The organism is Nakamurella deserti, from assembly GCF_003260015.1.
In the GTDB taxonomy this organism is placed as follows: domain Bacteria; phylum Actinomycetota; class Actinomycetes; order Mycobacteriales; family Nakamurellaceae; genus Nakamurella; species Nakamurella deserti.
Window position 1 is genome coordinate 333,209 of sequence record NZ_QCXS01000002.1, and the last position, 20,027, is coordinate 353,235.

At 72.2% G+C, this 20,027-nt stretch carries 12 protein-coding genes; 9 read left to right on the forward strand and 3 right to left on the reverse strand.

The features are described from left to right. Positions 1 to 28: 28 nt before the first annotated feature. Positions 29 to 1,078 (reverse strand): peptidylprolyl isomerase, encoded by a 1,050-nt coding sequence (locus DB033_RS01735; protein WP_205843602.1) that lies wholly within the window; start codon positions 1,076 to 1,078, stop codon positions 29 to 31. A 329-nt stretch (positions 1,079 to 1,407) separates the two neighbouring features. Between DB033_RS01735 and DB033_RS01740 the strand changes: the two genes are divergently transcribed. From DB033_RS01740 to DB033_RS01760, 5 genes are all read left to right on the forward strand, one after another. Then, positions 1,408 to 2,106, forward strand: a complete 699-nt coding sequence (locus DB033_RS01740) for an MBL fold metallo-hydrolase (RefSeq protein ID WP_111765182.1) — start codon at positions 1,408 to 1,410, stop codon at positions 2,104 to 2,106. Continuing rightward, on the forward strand, positions 2,090 to 3,364 hold the full coding sequence (gene hisS / locus DB033_RS01745; protein WP_111765183.1) for a histidine--tRNA ligase: 1,275 nt from the start codon (positions 2,090 to 2,092) through the stop codon (positions 3,362 to 3,364). The genes DB033_RS01740 and hisS overlap by 17 nt, the downstream gene beginning before the upstream one ends. Before the next feature lie 423 nt (positions 3,365 to 3,787). Beyond that, positions 3,788 to 5,449 carry a sugar transferase gene (locus tag DB033_RS01750; protein ID WP_111765184.1) on the forward strand — a complete coding sequence of 554 codons (1,662 nt, stop codon included), beginning with the start codon at positions 3,788 to 3,790 and terminating at the stop codon, positions 5,447 to 5,449. 244 nt (positions 5,450 to 5,693) lie between these two features. Further along, positions 5,694 to 6,431: a putative glycolipid-binding domain-containing protein gene (locus DB033_RS01755; RefSeq protein WP_111765185.1), complete on the forward strand. Its 738-nt coding sequence runs from the start codon at positions 5,694 to 5,696 to the stop codon at positions 6,429 to 6,431. 3 nt (positions 6,432 to 6,434) lie between these two features. Beyond that, entirely contained in the window at positions 6,435 to 7,481 is a 1,047-nt protein-coding gene (locus DB033_RS01760) for an Rv2578c family radical SAM protein (protein ID WP_111765186.1), read from the forward strand. 522 nt (positions 7,482 to 8,003) lie between these two features. Here the strand turns inward: DB033_RS01760 and DB033_RS01765 are convergent. Then, positions 8,004 to 8,450, reverse strand: a complete 447-nt coding sequence (locus DB033_RS01765) for a nitroreductase family deazaflavin-dependent oxidoreductase (protein WP_111765187.1) — start codon at positions 8,448 to 8,450, stop codon at positions 8,004 to 8,006. A 1,166-nt stretch (positions 8,451 to 9,616) separates the two neighbouring features. Here DB033_RS01765 and DB033_RS01770 point away from each other — a divergent pair. Further along, positions 9,617 to 11,095: an amino acid permease gene (locus DB033_RS01770; protein WP_420814039.1), complete on the forward strand. Its 1,479-nt coding sequence runs from the start codon at positions 9,617 to 9,619 to the stop codon at positions 11,093 to 11,095. Positions 11,096 to 11,852: 757 nt separating this feature from the next. On the opposite strand, the gene DB033_RS01775 is transcribed toward DB033_RS01770, so the two are convergent. After that, entirely contained in the window at positions 11,853 to 13,721 is a 1,869-nt protein-coding gene (locus DB033_RS01775; protein WP_111765189.1) for a DEAD/DEAH box helicase, read from the reverse strand. A 348-nt stretch (positions 13,722 to 14,069) separates the two neighbouring features. Here DB033_RS01775 and aspS point away from each other — a divergent pair, with 348 nt between their 5' ends. The 3 genes from aspS to DB033_RS01790 all read left to right on the forward strand — a co-directional run bounded on the left by aspS (position 14,070) and on the right by DB033_RS01790 (position 20,003). Further along, a complete protein-coding gene (gene aspS / locus DB033_RS01780) occupies positions 14,070 to 15,833 on the forward strand; it encodes an aspartate--tRNA ligase (protein WP_111765190.1) in 1,764 nt (587 codons plus the stop codon). Positions 15,834 to 16,527: 694 nt separating this feature from the next. Then, the gene (locus tag DB033_RS01785; RefSeq protein ID WP_157970454.1) at positions 16,528 to 19,080 is read left to right on the forward strand and encodes a circularly permuted type 2 ATP-grasp protein; all 2,553 of its coding nucleotides are present in this window, start codon (positions 16,528 to 16,530) and stop codon (positions 19,078 to 19,080) included. After that, a complete protein-coding gene (locus tag DB033_RS01790; RefSeq protein ID WP_111765192.1) occupies positions 19,077 to 20,003 on the forward strand; it encodes a transglutaminase family protein in 927 nt (308 codons plus the stop codon). The genes DB033_RS01785 and DB033_RS01790 overlap by 4 nt, the downstream gene beginning before the upstream one ends. Positions 20,004 to 20,027: the final 24 nt, after the last annotated feature.

Genomic DNA, 20,027 nt, shown 5'->3' on the forward strand with positions numbered 1-20,027 from the left:
CGCCGGGGATCCGGCGGCCGGCGGTGGATCAGGAGGTCGGTGCGGTGCTGCTGTCGGTCGGGGCGGCGGCCGGGTCGGTCGTGCCCGCGTCCGTCGGGGCGGCGGCCGGGTCGGTCGCGCCCGCGTCGGTCGGGGCCGCGGCCGGGTCGGTCGGCTCGGCCTCCGACGGTGCGGCGTCGGTGGGGACGGCGTCGGTGGGGAGACCGTCGGCCGGGGTGGTCTCGGTGGCGGCCGGCGGCTGCGTCGGGGTCAGCGCGTCCTCGGGCACGGTCACGGAGGTGACGTCGACCTTCTCGGCCGGTACGTCGGCGACGCCGTTCGACCCGTCCACGGTGCCCTTCGCCGCGATCTGGTCGACCACCGCGAGACCCTCCGCGCCGACGGTGCCGATCTTGGTCAGCCCGCCGCTGCTGAGGTCGGACTCGCCGTAGACGACGACGAACTGTGAACCGTTGGTGCCGCCACCGGTGCCGCCGGGCGTGGTGGCCATGGCCAGCGTGCCGACCGGGAACGCGGACGTGGTGGCCGGGTCCGCGGCGGGATCGGTCACCGGCGCGGCCTCGGCGGCGTAGGAGTAGCCGGGCCCGCCGCGGCCGGTGCCCGACGGGTCGCCGCACTGCAGGATTTTGAAGTTCTCCGCCGTGGTGAGCCGGTGGCAGCTGGTCTCGTTGTAATAGCCCTGCGACGCGAGGCTGACGAACGCGTTGACCGCGCACGGGGCGAACGAGCGGTCGAGGGTGACCGGAACGGTGCCCTGGCCGAGGGTGATGGTGGCGTCGACGGTGCCCGAGGTCAACGGATTGGTGTTGTCGGGCTTCTGGACCGCCTTCACCGTCGTCTCCGCGTCGGTGTAGGTGCACGCCGAGGTCGGCTCCGGGGTGGGCTCGGCCGCGGTGGCGGACTCGTCGGCGGGCGGCCGGGTCACCACGAACACCACGCCGGCGATGACGACGACCGCGGCGATCACCGCGCCGATGACGGTGCGCTGCCGGCGGCTCTTCTGCTGCTCCTGCCGACGGACGAGTTGGCGCTCGAGCTTCCTCTTCGCGACATCCCGGCGCTGCTCGTTGGTCGGCACGGTTGATCCTCCTGGAACGGTTCACGGCGGGTCGACGTCGTCTCGACCGCGACAGACCCGCGGGGGAGTCTACGAGACGTGACCGTGTGTTTTCCGTGAGTCCGGGTGCGGTGGCGCCTGTGAAGCCGCAGCCGGGGCGGGCGGGGCCGGCCGCTGCGGCGGGCACGACCGGCGGCGACACCCGCTGCCGCCCGCATGCCGGGTTCCCGGCTGCCGCTGGGCTGCTGCTGCCGCCGCACCCCGGGTGCCCGCTCCCGCCGGGTCCGGCGGGGCGACAGGGGCGGTCCGGCGTCGAGGTGCGTCGAGCACGGGCCACTAGGGTGGCTGTCGTGTTCATCGCCGGGTTCCCCACAGGATCGCTCGCGGCGAACTGCTACCTGCTGGCCCCGGCCGCCGGCGGCGACTGTGTCGTCGTCGATCCGGGCGAGGACGCCCTGGCCGCGGTGCAGGCGACCGTCGCCGAACACGGCCTCCGCCCGGTCGCGGCGCTGCTCACCCACGGCCACCTCGACCACGCGGCCGCGCTGCGTCAGGTCACCGACGCGTACGGCATCCCCGGCTACCTGCACCCGGCCGACGACTACATGCTCGACGACCCGCTGGCCGCGCTCTCGCCGGAGTTCCGGCAGATGCTGGCCGGCTACGACCTGCCGGCCATGCGCCCCGACGAGCTGCACACCCTCGCGCCCGACCAGGTGCTGCGCTTCGGTGAGCTGCAGCTGACCGTGCTGCACACCCCCGGCCACACCGGCGGCTCCGTGCTCTTCGCGCTGGCCGGCGACGGACCCCGCCCCGAGGTGCTGTTCACCGGAGACACCCTCTTCGCGGGCTCGGTCGGGCGCACCGACCTGCCCGGCGGCTCGACCGCCACGCTCACCTCGTCGCTGCGCACGCACGTGCTGGGCCGACCGCACGACGCGGTCGTGCTGCCGGGTCACGGTCCGCAGAGCACCATCGGCGCGGAGCTCCGCACCAACCCGTTCCTCGTCCCGCTCCTCACCGAACAGGCTCCTGTCTCCGATGGCTGACTTCCACGCTCCCAAGGGCGTCCCGGACTACTACCCGCCGACCTCCACGCAGTTCTTCGCCGTCCGCGAGGCGTTGCAGAACGCCGCCCGCCGGGCGGGGTACCAGCCGATCGAACTGCCGGTGTTCGAGGACACCCGGCTGTTCGCCCGCGGCGTCGGGGAGAGCACCGACGTGGTCAGCAAGGAGATGTACACCTTCGCCGACAAGGGCGACCGCTCGGTCACGCTGCGCCCCGAGGGCACCGCCGGCGTCATGCGGGCCGTCATCGAACACGGTCTGGACCGCGGCCAGCTCCCGGTGAAGCTGTACTACGCGGGCCCGTTCTTCCGCTACGAGCAGCCGCAGGCCGGCCGCTACCGGCAGCTGCAGCAGGTCGGCATCGAGGCCATCGGCGTCGACGACCCCGCGCTGGACGCCGAGGTCATCGCGGTTGCCGACGAGGGATTCCGTGCGGTCGGGCTGACCGGATTCCGGCTGGATCTGACCTCGCTCGGCGACGCGCAGTGCCGTCCGGCCTACCGGGAGCGGCTGCAGTCGTTCCTGCTCGGGTTGGACCTCGACGATGACACGGTCGCCCGCGCCCGGTTGAACCCGCTCCGGGTCCTGGACGACAAGCGTCCGCACATCCGGGCGATGGTGGCCGACGCGCCGCTGATGATGGACCACCTCTGTGACGACTGCGCCACCCACTTCGCCGCGGTCCGGGCGTCGCTGGATGCGCTCGGGGTCGCCTACGAACTCGCTCCGCGGCTCGTGCGCGGACTGGACTACTACACCCGCACGACCTTCGAGTTCGTGCACCCGGGCCTCGGTGCCCAGTCCGGCATCGGTGGGGGCGGGCGCTACGACGGGCTGATGGCCCAGCTGGGTGGTCAGGCGCTGTCGGGCATCGGGTTCGGCATCGGGGTCGACCGCACGGTGCTGGCCGCCGCGGCCGAGCACGTCCAGGTCGCACCCACGGCCCGTTGCGAGGTCTACGGCATCCCGCTCGGCGCCGGTGAGCAGGGTGCCCTGGTGACAGTGGCCGGGGAGTTGCGCCGGGCCGGGGTCCGGGTGGACCTCGCCTACGGCGGCCGCAAGCTCAAATCGGCCATGAAGGCCGCCGACGCGGCGGGCGCCCGGTGGGTGCTGCTGCTCGGCGACCGCGAGCTCGCGGTGGGCGAGGTCACGGTCCGCGACATGGAGTCCGGCGACCAGGAGTCGGTTCCGCTGGCCGCGGTGGCGGGGGTGCTCGTCCAGCGGCTGCGCCGCGCCTGACACGACTGCGACCTGCGCCGACGGGCGTCACACCCGGGTGCGGTCGTGCCGACGGCACGTCCGAGCAGTTCCTGAATCGGTCCGGTGGGCGGCACCACCGGTTTCCGCTGTGAGTGAGGTCACGTTCGCGACCGGTGCCACGGTCGTGCGGACCTCAGGAGAACCAGTGGGGGCTCTCCCGTCGCTGAGGGTGAAGGTTGCCGTGGGTCACCTCCCTGTAGCGCTGGGTAACCCATCGTCGGCGTCTGTCGGTTAGCCCTATCGGGGCGGTATCGCCACGCTCAGCGGTGCGCAGTCGGGTGTAACGCGAACTTTCCCGGCGCGATGAAGCGATCGACGATGCAATCGGTCGCCCTTCTCGAGTGATGAGTGGCCCCGACCGTCGTCCCTCCGTCGAAGCCACAGCACGAGTTTGGGAGTCCGATGCAGAACAGTGCGGGAACCACGACCGCGATGACGGGGGAGCCGCGGACCGGCGGTGTGCCGTCGCCGGACTCGTCGTCGGCACCCGCCGTCGACACCACCACGGCGCTGCTGCCGGCCGGCGTCGTCGCCGAGATCGGCCTGGGTCCCGCCGACCTGCCGCCGGTGCCGCAGCGTCGTCTCGGTGAGCGTGACTACGTCGGCAACACGTCCGGTTCGGTCAAGCGGATGCCGTTCGGTCAGCGCCGCCAGCAGGACTGGATCAACACCTACCAGCGCAACCTCGTCTTCACCGACCTGGCCATCCTGCTGGTGATGACGGTGGTCGGGCACGTGACGCGACTCGACGTCATCCGCACGTTCGACGCGTCCGGCGCCGACTGGGCGTTGTCGTTCGCGCTGGTGGCGCTGTGGGGTCTGGCCCTCGGCGCCCGGGGTGCCTACGAGAAGAACGTGCTCGGCAACGGCGCGGGGGAGTACCACCGTGTCGCGCAGGCGACGTTCCTGCTCTTCGGCACCGTGGGCACCATCTGCTACCTGGCCCAGCTCGACTTGACGCGCAGCTATCTGCTCACCACGCTGCCGCTGGGTGTCGTCGGGCTGTTCGTCGGCCGCGCCGTGTGGCGCTGGAAGCTCGCCGCGCACCGGCGCAGCGGCACCCACCTCAACACCGTGCTCGTCGTCGGCAGTCCCAAGGGTGCCGTGGACCTCGCCCAGCGGCTCGACGCCTCGCCGGCGGCCGGGTTCCGGGTCGTCGGACTGTGCGTTCCGCAGGACCGCATCCCGCCGGGCACCTCGTCGTTGGACGGTTTCAAGGTCTCCGGACACCTCGCGTACCTGATGCAGACCATCCAGCGCAGCAAGATCAACACCATCGCCGTCGCCGGCGGCGAGGACTTCGGCCCCGCGCAGGTCCGCGACCTCGCCTGGAAGCTCGAGGGCACCGGCATCAAGCTGGCCCTCGCGCCGGCGCTCACCGACGTCGCCGGACCCCGGATCCACATCCGGCCGGTCGACGGGCTGCCGCTGATGATGGTGCAGGAACCGCGGTACCGCGGACCCCGGCTCTACACCAAGACGGTCCTGGACATCATGACCAGCGCCGTCGCGCTGGTGCTGCTGTCCCCGGTCCTGCTCGCCGTCGCGGCGGCCATCAAGATCACCGATCCGGGCCCGGTGTTCTTCCGCCACACCCGCGTCGGGATGGGCGGCAGACGGTTCAAGGTGTGGAAGTTCCGCTCGATGCGGGTCGACGCCGACGCCCAGATCGACGCGGTCAAGGCCGCCGCCGGGCAGGCCGGCAACACGTTCTACAAGTCCGCCGACGACCCCCGGATCAGCCGTATCGGGGCGTTCCTCCGCAAGACCAGCCTCGACGAACTGCCGCAGCTGTTCAACGTCATCAGCGGTCAGATGAGCATCGTCGGACCTCGTCCGCTGGTGCCCGGCGAGGGTGCCGACGTCGGCAGTTTCGTCGAGCGCCGCATGCTGGTGCGTCCCGGGATGACCGGCTTGTGGCAGGTGTCGGGTCGCTCCGACGCCAGTGCGGACGAGCGCATCCGGCTCGACTTCTACTACATCGAGAACTGGTCGGTGGTCAGTGACCTGGTCATCATGGCCAAGACGGTGAAGGCGGTGCTGGCCGGCTCCGGGGCCTACTGAGCGCGGCCCACCCGGCGCGGCGGTACTTCGCGCCACTCGCCCACCCGGCGCGGCGGGCGAGTGGCGCCTCGCACACACTTCGCAGCCACCCGGTGACCACCGGTCGGGCACCGATCCACGCGACACGCGGATCGAACGTCTGATCGACAACGCGCCGACGGAGGATTGACACCACCCCCGAACACCTGTTCGATGATCTCAGCGGTCGGCGGCCGCGGGACGACGGCGGAACGTGGGGTGCACGATGAGATCAGTTCAGTGGCAGGGATTCTCGGACCAGGGACGGTCCGGGGGTGGGTCACCGGAGCGCCGGTGGTGGGACGCGGCGGGCACCACCCGGTCGCAGCCGGCCCGGCATCTGGACGGTCTCGTCGCCTTCGGCGAACAGACCTCGTCCGGCCTGGAGGTCACCTGGCAGCTCAGCACCACGGTGGACTGGCAGGCCGAACGGCTGGACGTCCGCGTCGTCGGCACCGGCGGCGGTGGCCGCACCTGGAACCGCACCCTGCTGCTGGAACGTGCCGCCGCTGGCTGGCGGTCCCGGGCCTGGACCGGACGCGGTGACGACGCCCGCTCCGGGGCCGACGAGCCGGTCGGCGAGGCGACGCACCCCGGGTGGCCGGGACTGCCGGGTGGCCTGCTGGCGCAGCCGATCGCCGATGTCGTCCTCGACAGCTGTCCGCTTTCGCACTGGGCGCCGATCCGCCGGCTCGGCCTGGCCGGACCCCGCCCGACCGGTCGGCGCGGCGGACCCGTCCGGCCGCTCGCCGCCGCCTACCCGGTGTTGCGGGTCCGGCTGCCCGATCTGGCGGTCGTGGTGACCCGCCAGCGGTACGTCGGCGTCCGGGACAGTGGCCGCGACCGCGCGCTCGAACAGTCCTTCGCCGGCGCCCCGGCGGTGCCGCTGGTCGTCGACGACACCGGCGTGCCGGTGCAGTTCGAGGGGCTGCAGCGACGCGCCGACTCCGCGATGGTGGCCTGAGCCGTGCGGTGGCAGGCGCAGCAGCTGACCACCGTCGACGACGGTGCGCTGCCCGGCCTCGGCCGGATGGCGGGCCTCGTCCGCACCGTCCGCACCCCCGAGTTCGCCGGCGTCACCTTCTACGAGGTGCACGCCAAGTCGGCGCTCAACCGGGTGCCGGGCGGTTCGCCGATGCCGTTCGACTGGACCATCAACCCGATGCGGGGATGTGTCCACAGCTGCACCTACTGCTTCGCGCGCAAGACGCACGAGTACCTGGAGATGGACAGCGGGCAGGACTTCGACAACCGCATCGTCGTCAAGGTCAACGTCGCCGACGTGGTGCGCCGGGAGGTGGCGCGACCCGGCTGGGAGCGCCCGCACGTCGCCCTGGGCACCAACACCGATCCCTACCAGCGCCCGGAGGGCCGCTACCGGCTGATGCCGGGCATCATCGACGCGCTGACGCGGTCGGGGACGCCGCTGTCGATCCTGACCAAGGGAACGCTGCTGCGGCGTGATCTGCCGGTGCTGACGGCGGCGGCGGAACGCGTGCCCGTGGGCGTCGGCGTCAGCCTGGCGATCCTGGACCCGGTGCTGCACCAGCAGTTCGAGCCAGGGACCCCCACCCCGAAGGCGCGGCTCGAGTTGATCCGCGCGGTCCGCGACGCCGGACTGCGGTGCTCGGTGATGGTGGCACCGGTGCTGCCGTACCTGACCGACACCGCCGAGCAGCTCGACACCGTGTTCGCCGCGCTGGCCGAGGCCGGCGCTACCCACGTCACCGTGCTGGCGTTGCACCTGCGGCCGGGGACGAAGGAGTGGTTCATGACCAACCTCGAACGCGACCGGCCGGACCTGGTCCCGCGGTACCGCGCCCTCTACGGGCGGGGTGCGTACGCCTCGAAGGAGTACCGGGACGCGTTGCACGCCCGGGTCCGGCCCCTGCTGGACCGGTACCGGTTCGGCGCCGACCGCCGGGGCGGCGAACCGGAGCGGTGGGCGCACGAACTGCGGGTCCCGGGCGGTCCGGCGGTCGCCGCGTTGGCCCCGGAGCCCGCGTTGTTCTGAGCTGTCGGGAGCCTGATAGTGACGGTGGCGCGGCTGGGGTGACTGTCGCTGGCGGGCAGGGGCGGTCCGGCGATCGTCGTTGCGCTGGGCGGCCGCGTTCGGCGCAGATGGACCTGCAGTGGGTGGCTGGCGTAGCGCCGGGGTGTGGGCGTGGCCGCGTTCGGGGCGTCGTGATTGTGGTCGTTGCGCTGGGCGGCAGCGTCCTACGCAGATGTTCTTGGGGTAGGTAGCCGCCGGGGTCGGCGCGGCGGCGTCCGGTGCGTCGTGGTCATTGCGCTGGGCGGCCGCGTCCTGCGCAGATGTACCTCCAGTGGGTGGCTGTTGTCGAGCCGGGGTGTGGGCGTGGCCGCGTTTCGTGGCGTCGGCGTCGTGGTCGTTGCGCTGGGCGGCCGCGTCCTGTGCAGCTTCGTGCGGTGGGTGGCTGTCGTGACGCCGGGGTGTCGGCGCGGCCGCGTTCCGTGGCGTCGGCGTCGTGCCGGAGTCGTTGGTGCGGCCGCGTCCGGGCCTCGGCGCCTGTGCCTGTCAGTCGATCGGGTCCAGCACGACCACCGGGATCTGCCGGTCGGTCTTGGTCTGGTAGTCGGCGTAGGCGGGCCAGACGGCGATAGCCCGCTCCCACCAGGCGGCCCGCTCGTCTCCCTCGGCGACGTGGGCGTGGCAGGTGCGGACGGTGGCGCCGTCGCGGACGGTCACCGTGGGATCGGCGAGGATGTTGAGGTACCAGACCGGGTGCTCGGGGGCGCCGCCCTTGGAGGCGATCGCCGCGTAGCTTCCCTCGTGCTCGACGCGCATCAGGGGGGTGCGGCGGAGTGCTCCGGTCTTGCGACCGGTGGTCGAGACCAGCATGATCGGCACGCCCTGGAGCGTGTTCGCCTCCTGGCCGTTGCTCTCCTCGTAGCGCTCGGCCTGGTCGGCCGCCCAGTCGCTGGCGCCGCGCAGGTAGGGCTTCTCCGTGGGTGTCCCGGTCATCGTCGTCTCCCGTTCCGGGCCGTCCGTCGGCCCTGCCGGAAGTCAACACCGGTCGTACGCACGGTGTTCCGCCGGGTCGGCACCGAAGGGCCCTTCCGGTCGAGTCCTGGGATCGGTGCGGCAGGCCAGACGGGCGGCCCGGTTCCGGTTGACGGTGGGGCTTGGCGCCCGGCTGCGGCTCCGCTTGGCGGCCGGTCCGACGTGCGGCTGCGGCTCGGCCGACGGCTGGGCACGGCGCAGCGGTGGTCTGGTTGGGGAGTGGGCCTGGCGCGCCGCTGCGGCTGGGGCTGACGGCAGGTGCGGCTGCGGCTCGGCCGACGGCCGGGCACGGCGCAGCGGTGGTCTGGTTGGGGAGTGGGCATGGCGCGCCGCTGCGGCTGGGGCTGACGGCAGGTCCGGCGTGCAGCTGCGGCTCGGGCTGACGGCACGTCCGGCGTGCGGCTGCGCTCCGGTTGGCGGCTGGCCTGGTGTGGCTGCGATCCGGCTGGCGGCGGTCCTGGTGCGGCGGTGCTCTGGTCGGCGGCGGTCCTGGCGCGCCACTGCGGCTGTGGTGACGGCACGTTCGACGGACGGCTGCGGTTGCGGCTCCGGCCGACGGCTGGGCCTGACGCGTGGCCGCAGTCTCGGTCGACGGTGGGGTGGCTCCCGCCGCCGGCTCCGCCTCTCCACAGGCCGGTCGACGAGATGGGGTGAGCGGCGGCCGGAGGCGCTCACTCACGACGACCGACGCGTCAGCCGAAGCGACCGTGGTCTCACCGTGGCGGCCGGGCGGCAGAGTCCGGACAGCGGAGCCCGCCAGCTCGTCGCGGCCGCCGGTCGGACCCCATCCCGCTCGTCGTAGCCTTCGTCGGATCGGGGCAGCGGCCGACGACGGGCCTCCGGCGGGTGGGATCCCCTCACATCCGACTTTGGTGGCACAGAATCACCGGTGGGTCCGTCGGCGTGGCGGCCGCTGGCCGTCACTGCCTGTTCGACACGGATCGGCCCCATACTGAGTCACCGTCATCGAGGTACTGCAGCATCGCAACACCGTCACCACCGCACCGGCATCACCGTCTCGACGAGGAGCAACCATGTCCGAGCACCCCAGCACGTCCGGCGACGGGACACCCGCTTCCCGCGGATACCATCCGCCCCCACCCGAGACGACCGCTGGACACCCGGAGATGTTCGCCGAAGAGGAGCAGGGCTACCACAAGGGGCTCAAGTCCAGGCAGATCCAGATGATCGCCATCGGCGGCGCCATCGGCACGGGCCTGTTCCTCGGGGCCGGCGGGCGGCTCGCGCAGGCCGGACCGGCGCTGGTGGTCATCTACGCGATCTGCGGCTTCTTCGGCTTCCTGGTGCTGCGTGCGATGGGCGAGCTGGTGCTGCACCGGCCGTCGTCCGGCTCGTTCGTGTCCTACGCCCGCGAGTTCTACGGTGAGAAGGCGGCGTTCACCGCCGGCTGGCTGTACTGGCTGAACTGGGCCATGACGTCCATCGTCGACGTCACCGCGGTGGCGTTGTACATGAAGTTCTTCGGCCAGTACTCGGAGTTCATCAACTCCGTGCCGCAGTGGATCTGGGCGCTGGGTGGCCTCGTGATCGTCCTCGGCCTGAACCTGGTGTCGGTCAAGGTCTTCGGCGAGCTCGAATTCTGGTTCGCGCTGATCAAGGTGGCGGCGCTGGTCATCTTCCTGCTGGTCGGCACGTACTTCGTCATCTTCGGCACCCCTGTCGATGGTCAGCAGGTGGGGTTCAGCCTGATCACCGACAACGGGGGATGGCTGCCCAACGGCCTGGTTCCGGCGATCGTCATCATCCAGGGAGTGGTGTTCGCCTACGCCGCCATCGAGCTGATCGGCACGACCGCGGGAGAGACCGAGAACCCGGCGAAGGTGATCCCCAAGGCGATCAACACGGTCATCTTCCGGATCGCGGTGTTCTACGTCGGCTCGGTGCTGCTGCTGACCCTGCTGCTGCCGTACACGGCGTACAAGTCGGGGGAGTCGCCGTTCGTCACGTTCTTCTCCTCGATCGGCGTCGACGGGGTCGGCGTCATCATGAACCTCGTGGTGTTGACGGCGGCGCTGTCGTCGTTGAACGCGGGTCTGTACTCGACGGGTCGGATCCTGCACTCGATGGCCAAGGCGGGCTCCGCGCCGCAGTACGCCGGGCGGATGAACAAGTCCGGTGTTCCGTACGGCGGTATCGCTATCACCGCCGTGGTGACGCTGCTGGGCGTCGGCCTGAATGCGATCGTGCCCGCGGAGGCGTTCGAGATCGTGCTGAACGTCGCGTCGCTGGGGATCCTGGCGAGCTGGGCGACGATCATGCTCTGCCAGTGGCGGTTGCAGCGCTGGTCGCAGAAGGGGCTGTTGGAGCGGCCCGCGTTCCGGCTGTTCGGCGCGCCGTTCACCTCGTACCTGACGCTGGCGTTCCTGGCCGTGGTGCTGGTGTTGATCGGCTTCGACTACCCGGTGGGGACCTACACCGTGGCGTCGCTCGTCATCATCGTGCCGGCGCTGGTGCTGGGCTGGTTCGCCTGCCGCGAGCGCATCGCCGCCATCGCCGACGAGCGGTCCGGTTTCACCGGCACCTTTCCCGTCGTGGCCAGTCGGCCGCTGGCCGACAAGCAGAAGCTGCGCAAGCGCGACTCCTGATGCCTGACGAGTGGGCCGGGACGTCGGTCCGCGTTAGGTGCATCGGTGGGTGAACGTGATGAGGCCACCGGGACCGGGATGGTGGCGTATCGGCCGCGCGTCTTCGCGACGAGTTCGACCGCTCCGCGACGGTTGCAGCCGGCGGAAGGTGTTGCGGAGTTGCTGGACCTGTCGCGAAGTCCTCGTCGGGAGATGCGGCCGGCGCAGCTTCGAGTCAGGTGCGTGAGTCGCGCACCGGTTGCAGCGGGTGCGTCAGTGGTGGAGTGGGGGCGAAGGCGGGCTCAGGGTCACCGCGGCGTGGCTGCGTCTCAGCGACGGGTTCGCCCGCTTCGCGACCGCTGCAAACCGGTGGGAGGTGTCGCGGAGCTGCTGCACCTGTCGCGAAGTCCTCGTCGGGGGGTACGGCCAGCCAGCTTCGCGTCAGGTGTCTGTGTCGCGCGTCGGTTGCAGCTGATGCGTCGTTGGGGAAGTGGGTGCGAAGGCGGGGTCTGCGGCTGACCGCGGCGTGGCTGCGTTTGAGCGACGGGTTCGCCCGCTCAGCGACCGCTTGGGCCGGCGGAAGGTGTCGCGGAGCCGCCGGACCTGTCGCGAAGTGCCCGCCGGCGCATCCGCCCGGCTGCGAAGCACCACTCGTGGGTGCCGTCACGAACGGCGTCGGACCCGCAGAACGACCGCAGCCCCCGGAAGCGCAGCAACCCCGCAAACGCAGGAACCCCCGCCGATTAAAGGGTCGACGGGGGTTCCTGACGACGAAGCGTCAGTCGCGGAACGAGCGCTTGGCCGGGGCCGCCGCGGTGGCGTCCTCGTAGTGGCGCTTGATCCGCAGCTCGCGACCGGAGACGCGGGCGGCGCCGATCCGGGAGAACGCGGCCGGGGTCAGCTCGCTGATGATCTCGACGATGCTGTGGTTGTCGAAGATGTCGATGCGGCCGAGGTCGCGGCCCTGCAGGCCACCTTCCGCGGTGATCGCACCGACGATGCCGGCGGGACGCACACCGTCGGCGTGACCGACGGCGATGCTGTAGCGCTTGCCCGACGGACGGCTGGAGTCGCGGCCACCACGGTCGGACGGACGACGGTCCGAGCGGGGACGCTCGCTGCCGAAGCGGTCGCCACGGTCGCGGTCGAAGCTGCGGCCACCACGGTCGCCGCGGTCGCCACGGTCACGGTCGAAGCTGCGGCCACCACGGTCACCGCGGTCGCCCCGGTCGTCGCGCGAGCGCGGCCCGGAGACCAGCACCTCGGGCTCGGCGACCTGCTTGCCGGTGTCACCGGCGACCAGTGCGGCCAGCGCGCTGGCGAGCTCCGCGACCGACAGCGGGCTGTCGGTCAGGAAGGTCTCGATCGCGGTGCGGTAGGACTCGATGTTGCCGGCCTCGGCGCGCGCGGCGGCCTTGGTCAGCACCTTGATCGCACGCTGCGCGGACACCTCGGAGGCGGTCGGCAGGGTGATCTCGGTCAGCTTCTGGCGGGTCAGCTTCTCGATGACGCGCAGTCGGCCGGTCTCGCGCGGCGTGAAGAAGGTCAGCGCCTCGCCGGTACGGCCGGCGCGGCCGGTACGGCCGATCCGGTGCACGTAGGTCTCCGGCTCGCCCGGGGCGTCGTAGTTGACGACCAGGTCGATGCGGTCGACGTCCAGGCCGCGGGCCGCGACGTCGGTGGCGACGAGGACGTCCAGCTGGCCGTTGCGCAGCCGCTCGACGATCCGCTCACGCTCGCGCTGGGCGACGTCACCGCTGATGGTGGCGGCGGAGATGCCACGGGCGATCAGCTCGGAGCCGACGTTCTCCGCGGCGTCCTTGGTGCGGGTGAACACGATGGTCGCGTCGGCCGCGCTGATCTCGATGACGCGGGCGAGCGCATCGGTCTTGCGGCTGAACGGGATGACCGCGTACGTCTGCTTGACGTTCTCCACCGTCGACGACTGACGGCTGACCGCGATGTCGATCGGGTTGGTCATGTGCTGGTCGGCGACGCGCTTGATCGGCGGCGGCATGGTCGCGCTGAACAGCGCGGTCTGGCGACCGGTCTTCGGAGCGTTGGTGAGGATGTTCTCGACGTCCTCGGCGAAGCCCATGCGCAGCATCTCGTCGGCCTCGTCGAGGACGAGGAACTTGAGGTTGCCGAGCTTGAGGGTGCCGCGGTCCAGGTGGTCGATGATCCGGCCGGGGGTGCCGACGACGACCTGCACACCGGAGGACAGGGCCTTCAGCTGCGGGACGAAGCTGGCGCCGCCGTAGACGGCGAGCACGCGAACCTGCGGGAGGTGCTTGGCCATCGTCTCGATGGCCTCGCTGACCTGCAGGGCGAGCTCGCGGGTGGGGGTCAGGACCAGGGCCTGGACGTCGCGGGAGGACGGGTCCATCGCGGCGAGCAGCGGCAGACCGAAGGCCGCCGTCTTGCCGGTGCCGGTCTGGGCCACACCGGTGATGTCCTGGCCGGCCAGCAGGGCCGGGATCGCCGCGGCCTGGATGGGCGACGGCGTGGTGTAGCCGAGATCGGCCACGGCCTTCATCAGGGCCTCGGGGAGTCCGAGGTCGGCGAAGGTGAGGTCAGCGGACTCGAGGTCAGCGCTGACGGTGTCGGTGGTGGATGCGGACAGTGCGGGGACAGCAGGGGATACCATTGCGCCATTTCTCACAGGATCGGAGTTGTCTGGCGCGAGCTGTCAAGCGATGCACCGGCGTCGCATCCGTGCGACGAACTCCGTGAACTTCTTCAAGTTACCCCGATCGGGTGGCAAAGTCGAGGGTCGGGTCGAGGTTCGTCGGGTCACACTCCAGGATCGCCGACGATTCGTCACCTGTACGGCCCCTTCCGCCGACGAAACGTCGGTGCTGAGCGCCGTGTGCGTCGGGAAGAATGGTCCCGGCGCCGGACCCGTCCACGGGACCCCGGCACACCGCCGCCGGGCCGTCTACCCGGGGGAGGCCACCGCAGCCGTACAGCGCTGCCGAACCAGAGGAGTCCGCCCGTGATCCGCACCCACGACGCCGGCACGTTGAGAGCCACCGACGACGGGCAGACCGTCACCCTGGCCGGCTGGGTCGCCCGCCGCCGGGACCACGGCGGCGTCATCTTCGTCGACCTGCGGGACGCGTCAGGCACCGTCCAGGTCGTGTTCCGCGAGGGCGCGATGGCCGAGCAGGCCCACCGGCTCCGCGCCGAGTTCTGCGTCGCCGTCACCGGCGCGGTCAGCGTCCGTCCGGAGGGCAACGAGAACGCCGACGTGCCCACCGGTGCGATCGAGGTGCTGGCCGATGAACTGGTCGTGCTCTCCGAGAGTGCGCCGCTGCCGTTCCAGATCGACGACCACGTGGAGGTCGGCGAGGAGACCCGGCTCAAGTACCGCTACCTCGACCTGCGTCGCTCCGGTCCGGCCGCGGCGCTGCGGCTGCGGTCCGCGGTCAACAAGGCCGCCCGGACCGTGCTGGACGGTCACGGCTTCGTCGAGATCGAGACCCCGACGCTGACCCGTTCCACCCCCGAGGGCGCCCGCGACTTCGTGGTGCCGGCCCGTCTCCGGCCTGGCTCCTGGTACGCGCTGCCGCAGTCCCCGCAGCTGTTCAAGCAGCTGCTGATGGTCGCCGGGATGGAGCGGTACTACCAGATCGCCCGCTGCTACCGGGACGAGGACTTCCGCGCCGACCGGCAGCCGGAGTTCACCCAGCTGGACGTCGAGATGAGCTTCGTCGACCAGGACGACGTGATCGCCCTCGGCGAGCAGGTCGTCGCGGCCCTCTGGAAGCTGATCGACCACGAGATCCCGCTGCCCATCAAGCGGATGACCTACCTCGACGCGATGGATCGCTACGGCTCCGACAAGCCCGACCTGCGCCTGGATCTGGAGATCCACGAGATCACCGCGTACTTCGCGAACACGCCGTTCCGGGTCTTCCAGGCGCCCTACGTCGGCTACGTCGTGCAGGCCGGTGGCGCCTCGCAGCCCCGCCGCTCGTTCGACGCCTGGCAGGAGTGGGCCAAGCAGCGCGGCGCCCGCGGACTGGCCTACGTGACCGTCGCCGAGGACGGCAGCTTCGGCGGCCCGGTCGCCAAGAACCTGTCACAGGAGGAACGCGACGGCCTGCTGGAGGAGACCGGCGCGAAGCCCGGTGACGCGGTGTACTTCGCCGCCGGTGCCCGCAAGCCCACCCAGGAACTGCTGGGTGCGGCGCGTCTGGAGATCGGCCGTCGCGCCGGCGCCATCGACGAGAACCGCTGGGACTTCGTCTGGATCGTCGACGCACCGCTGTTCGAGTCGACCGCCGAGACGACCGACGTCGCGGTCGGCAGTGGCGCCTGGACGGCGGTGCACCACGCGTTCACCTCGCCCAAGCCCGACTCGATCGACACCTTCGACACCGATCCGGGGTCGGCGCTGGCCTACGCCTACGACATCGTCTGCAACGGCAACGAACTCGGCGGCGGCAGCATCCGTATCCACCGTCGCGACATCCAGGAGCGGGTGTTTGCCGTGATGGGGCTGACGGCGGAGGAGGCGCAGGAGAAGTTCGGGTTCCTGCTCGACGCGTTCTCCTTCGGCGCCCCGCCGCACGGCGGCATCGCGTTGGGTTGGGACCGGGTGGTCATGCTGCTGTCGGGCGCGAGCTCGCTGCGGGAGGTCATCGCGTTCCCGAAGTCGGGTGGCGGTTACGACCCGCTGACCGCCGCCCCCGCGCCGATCACCCCGCAGCAGCGCAAGGAAGCCGGCGTCGACTTCGTGCCGCCGGCGGCCTGACCCCGGTCCGGGAGGTGCGCACCGCGCACCTCCCGGACACCGGGCGCCCGATCGGCGGCACCGATCGCCGTTGCCGCGGCGAAACAATGCCGCCCTACAGTGACCCCGGCACGTCCACCCGCCACCATCCGGCCGTCACGGTCCGGCCGACGCCAGGGTCGACGACGCCAGGGTCGACGACGACGAGGTGGACGACAACAGGTGAGTGACGACCAGGGTGGACGACGACAGAGGGGGTCCGCGTGGGTGTCACCGTCTCGGCCGGTCACCTCGTGAACCGCGTCCCGATCGCGTGAGGACGACCCTGCTCCCCGCCACCGACCCGGCTTCCGCTGCGACCGAGGGTCCCGCTGCCGCCGCTCCCGCTGCGGCCGACGGCCCCGCTGCCGACGCTCCTGCTGCGGCCGACGGTCCCGCTCCCGCTCCGGCCGACGGCCCCGCTCCCGCTCCGGCCGACGGTCCCGCTCCCGCTCCGGCCACCGGTCCCGCTCCGGCCGACGGCGCCGCTCCCGCTTCGGCCGACGGTCCCGCTGCCGACGCTCCCGCTTCGGCCGACGGTCCCGCTCACGCTCCGGCCACCGGCCCCGCCGTCGCACCGGCCACCGGCCCCGCTGCCGCCCCGGCCCCGCTGGTCGGGGCCTACGCCGGACGCCGTGCGGCCACACCGGGGCGGTCGGGTCCGCGGTACGACGAGATGATCGACGCCACGGGCACGGTCCGGCCCGGCTGGTCCGAGATCGCCGCCGGCCTGGACGGCGTCGGCACGGCGGGCCTGCACCGCCTGCAGCGTCAGGTCGAGCGGCTGCTCGACGACGACGGCGTCACCTACACGCCCGTCGGCGGGGCCGGCACCATGCCCCCGGCGGGAGCCCCTGAGCAACGCGGCACACCGACGCCCGGACCGGACCCGGGCGATCCCCTCGCCCCCGAGCGGTGGCGGCTCGACCCGGTGCCGTGGGTCGTCGACGCCGCGGAATGGGCGGGCCTGTCGTCGGCGCTGCGGCAGCGGGCCACCCTGCTGGATCTGGTGCTGACCGACCTGTACGGACCGCGGACGCTGATCCGGCGCGGGCTCATCCCGCCGGAGCTGGTGTTCGGCAGCCACGCCTACCTGCGGCGCGCCCACGGACTGACCGTGCCGGGACCGCACCAGCTGTTCCTGCACGCCGCCGACGTCGTCCGCGGCCCCGACGGCGCTTTCGTGGCCATGGGAGACCGCACCGAGGCGCCGTCCGGGGCCGGCTACGCGATGGCCGACCGCCGGGTGATCGCCCGGGTCGCGCCGGACGTCGTCCGCCGGTCCGCGCCGGAGAGCCTGACGCCGTTCTTCCGCAGCTTCCTGCTCGCGCTGCAGGCGGTGGCGCCGCGGTCCGCCGAGGATCCGCGGGTGGTCGTGCTGAGCCCCGGCACCCACTCGGAGACGGCGTTCGACCAGGCGTTCCTGGCCGGCCTGCTGGGTCTGCCGCTCGTCGAGAGCGAGGACCTGACGGTCCGCGAGGGCCGGGTGTGGATGCGGGCACTGGGTCGTCACGAGCCGGTCGACGTCATCCTCCGGCGGGTGGACGCCGCCTACGTCGATCCGCTGGAGCTGCGCCCGGACTCCCGGCTGGGCGTCGTCGGGCTGCTGCAGGCCGCCCGCCGTGGCAGCGTCTCGGTGGTCAACACCCCGGGCAGCGGCATCCTGGAGAACCCGGGACTGCTGCCGCTGCTGCCCGCGCTGGCGGACGCGCTGCTCGGCGAGGAGCTGAGACTGCCGTCCGCGCCGACCTTCTGGTGCGGTGAGCCGACCGGTCTGTCGCACGTGCTCGCCTCCTTCGACGACATGGTGCTGCGGCCCACCGACGGCGTCGGACGCGGCCGCATCGTCGGCCGGCTGAACCGCGCGGCCGCCGCGGAGTTGCGGAACCGGGTCCGGGCCCAGCCGACCCGGTGGGTCGGCCAGCCGTTCGTGCCGTTCTCGGTGGCGCCGGTGGCCGACGGTGACGGCCTCCGGCCGGGGCAGGTCGGCATGCGGCTGTTCGCGGTGGCCCAGCAGACCGGTTACCTGGTGATGCCGGGCGGCCTCGGCCGGGTGCTCCCGCTGGACCAGCAGACCCGCGCGGCGTCCACGCCGACCGCGGCCAAGGACGTCTGGGTGCGGTCGGCCTCCCCGGCCGTGGCCGTCGACCGGACCGCGACCCCGTGGGCGGCCGACCGTCCCGCGACGGTCGGCCCGTCCGGCGCGATGACCTCCCCGCGGGCCCTGGAGGACCTGTTCTGGTTCGGCCGCTACACCGAACGCACCGAGGACTTCGCCCGGCTGCTGATCGCCACCTGGGACCGGCTGGACGAGTTCCGCCAGCGCGGCACCGCGTCGGAGACCGAGCTGACCCCGGTGCTGCTCGCCACCGTCACGCACTCCAGCGCCACCTACCCCGGCTTCACCGGCCGTCCCGCCGAGGTGCTGCCGGAGCTGCGGTCGCTGGTGCTGGACGGCCGTCGGTCCGGCAGCATCGCGCAGGCGCTGCGGGGTCTGACCGAGGCGGCCAGCGGGGTCCGCGACCAGTTGTCCCGGGACACCTGGCTGGTGCTCGCCGGGGTCGAGCGGGCGCTGGCGACGCTGCGCGACGATCCCCACGACCAGGGGTCCACCCTGCAGAACACGCACACCGCGGTGCTGTCCGGGATGCTCGCTCTGTCCGGGCTCGCGGCGGAGAACATGATCCGCGATCCCGGCTGGTACGTGATGGACATCGGCCGCCGGCTGGAGCGCAGCCTGCAGCTGGTGACGGTGCTGCGCTGGGCGCTGGCCCGGGTCGCCCCGCCGGCGGTCGAGGTCCAGCTCATCGAGTCGGTGCTGCAGTCCGCCGAGTCGATCCTGACCTACCGTCGCCGCTACCGGGGTCGCACGGCCGTCGGCACCGTGCTGGAGCTGCTGTTGCTGGACGCCGGCAACCCGCGTTCGCTGGCCTTCCAGCTGCAGACCCTCGGCGCGGACCTGCGCGCGCTGCCGGACGCGTCCGGCACCGCGCTGCCCGACCGGCTGCTGGACGACCTCGTGGCCACCGTGCGCCGCACCGACATCGCCGACCTCGACCACGCCGACGGGCAGGGTGAGCGCACCGGGCTGGTCGTCTTCCTCGAGGAGATCCGGGGGGCGCTCACGGCGATCGCAGCCGCGGTGGCCGCGCAGCGCTTCCGGCACCCCGCGCCGATGCGGCCGCTCGACCGGCCGTGGGACCTCGGCGTCGCCGGCGGTGCGTCATGACCGCCGCGGACCGGGTCCGCCGTTACGCCATCGAGCACCGCACGACCTACAGCTACTCCGACGACGTCTCCGCCAGCTACGGCCGTGGTCACCTGCGTCCGCGGGACCTGGCCTGGCAGCGCTGTCTGGAGCACGAGGTGGTCACCAGTCCCGCCGCGGCCGACGCGTCGCACGGCGAGGACGTGTACGGCAACCGGGACTTCTTCTTCCACGTCACCGCCGCGCACCGCACGCTGGAGGTGGTCAGCCGCTCGCTGGTCGAGGTGCGAACGCCCCGTCCCGATCCCGCGGCGCTGGCGCTGCCGTGGGAACAGGCGCGGCCCCGGCACGCCGGGGAGCCGGACGCGGTCGACTTCGTGGTCGACTCGCCGCGGATCGACCGCCCGGACGCCGTCGGGGACTACGCACGGCCGTCCTTCCCCCCGGGACGGGGGATCCGCGCGGCCGTCGTGGACCTCACCCACCGCATCTTCGCCGACTTCACCTACCGCTCGGGGTCGACCACGGTCACCACCGGGGTGGCCGAGGTGCTCGCCCGCCGCCAGGGCGTCTGCCAGGACTTCGCGCACCTGGCGGTGGCGTGCCTGCGATCGCAGGGGTTGGCCGGCCGCTACGTGTCGGGCTACCTCGCGACGCAGCCGCCGCCCGGGAAGGAACGGATGATCGGCGTCGACGCCACCCACGCCTGGGCCGCGGTGTGGCTGCCCGGCGGTGACTGGCTGGCGTTCGACCCGACCAACGACCAGCTCGTGGACGAGCGGTACACGACCGTGGCGTGGGGTCGCGACTACGGCGACGTGCCGCCGCTGAAGGGTGTGATCTTCACCGATGCGACGACCTCGTCGATGAAAGTGCAGGTCGACGTGGCTCCGGTGGGTATAGCCGAGTCCGGCGACGGGGGCAGCCGCCCGCTTCCCGGCTGAGCTCCACCCCGTCGTCCGCTGCGC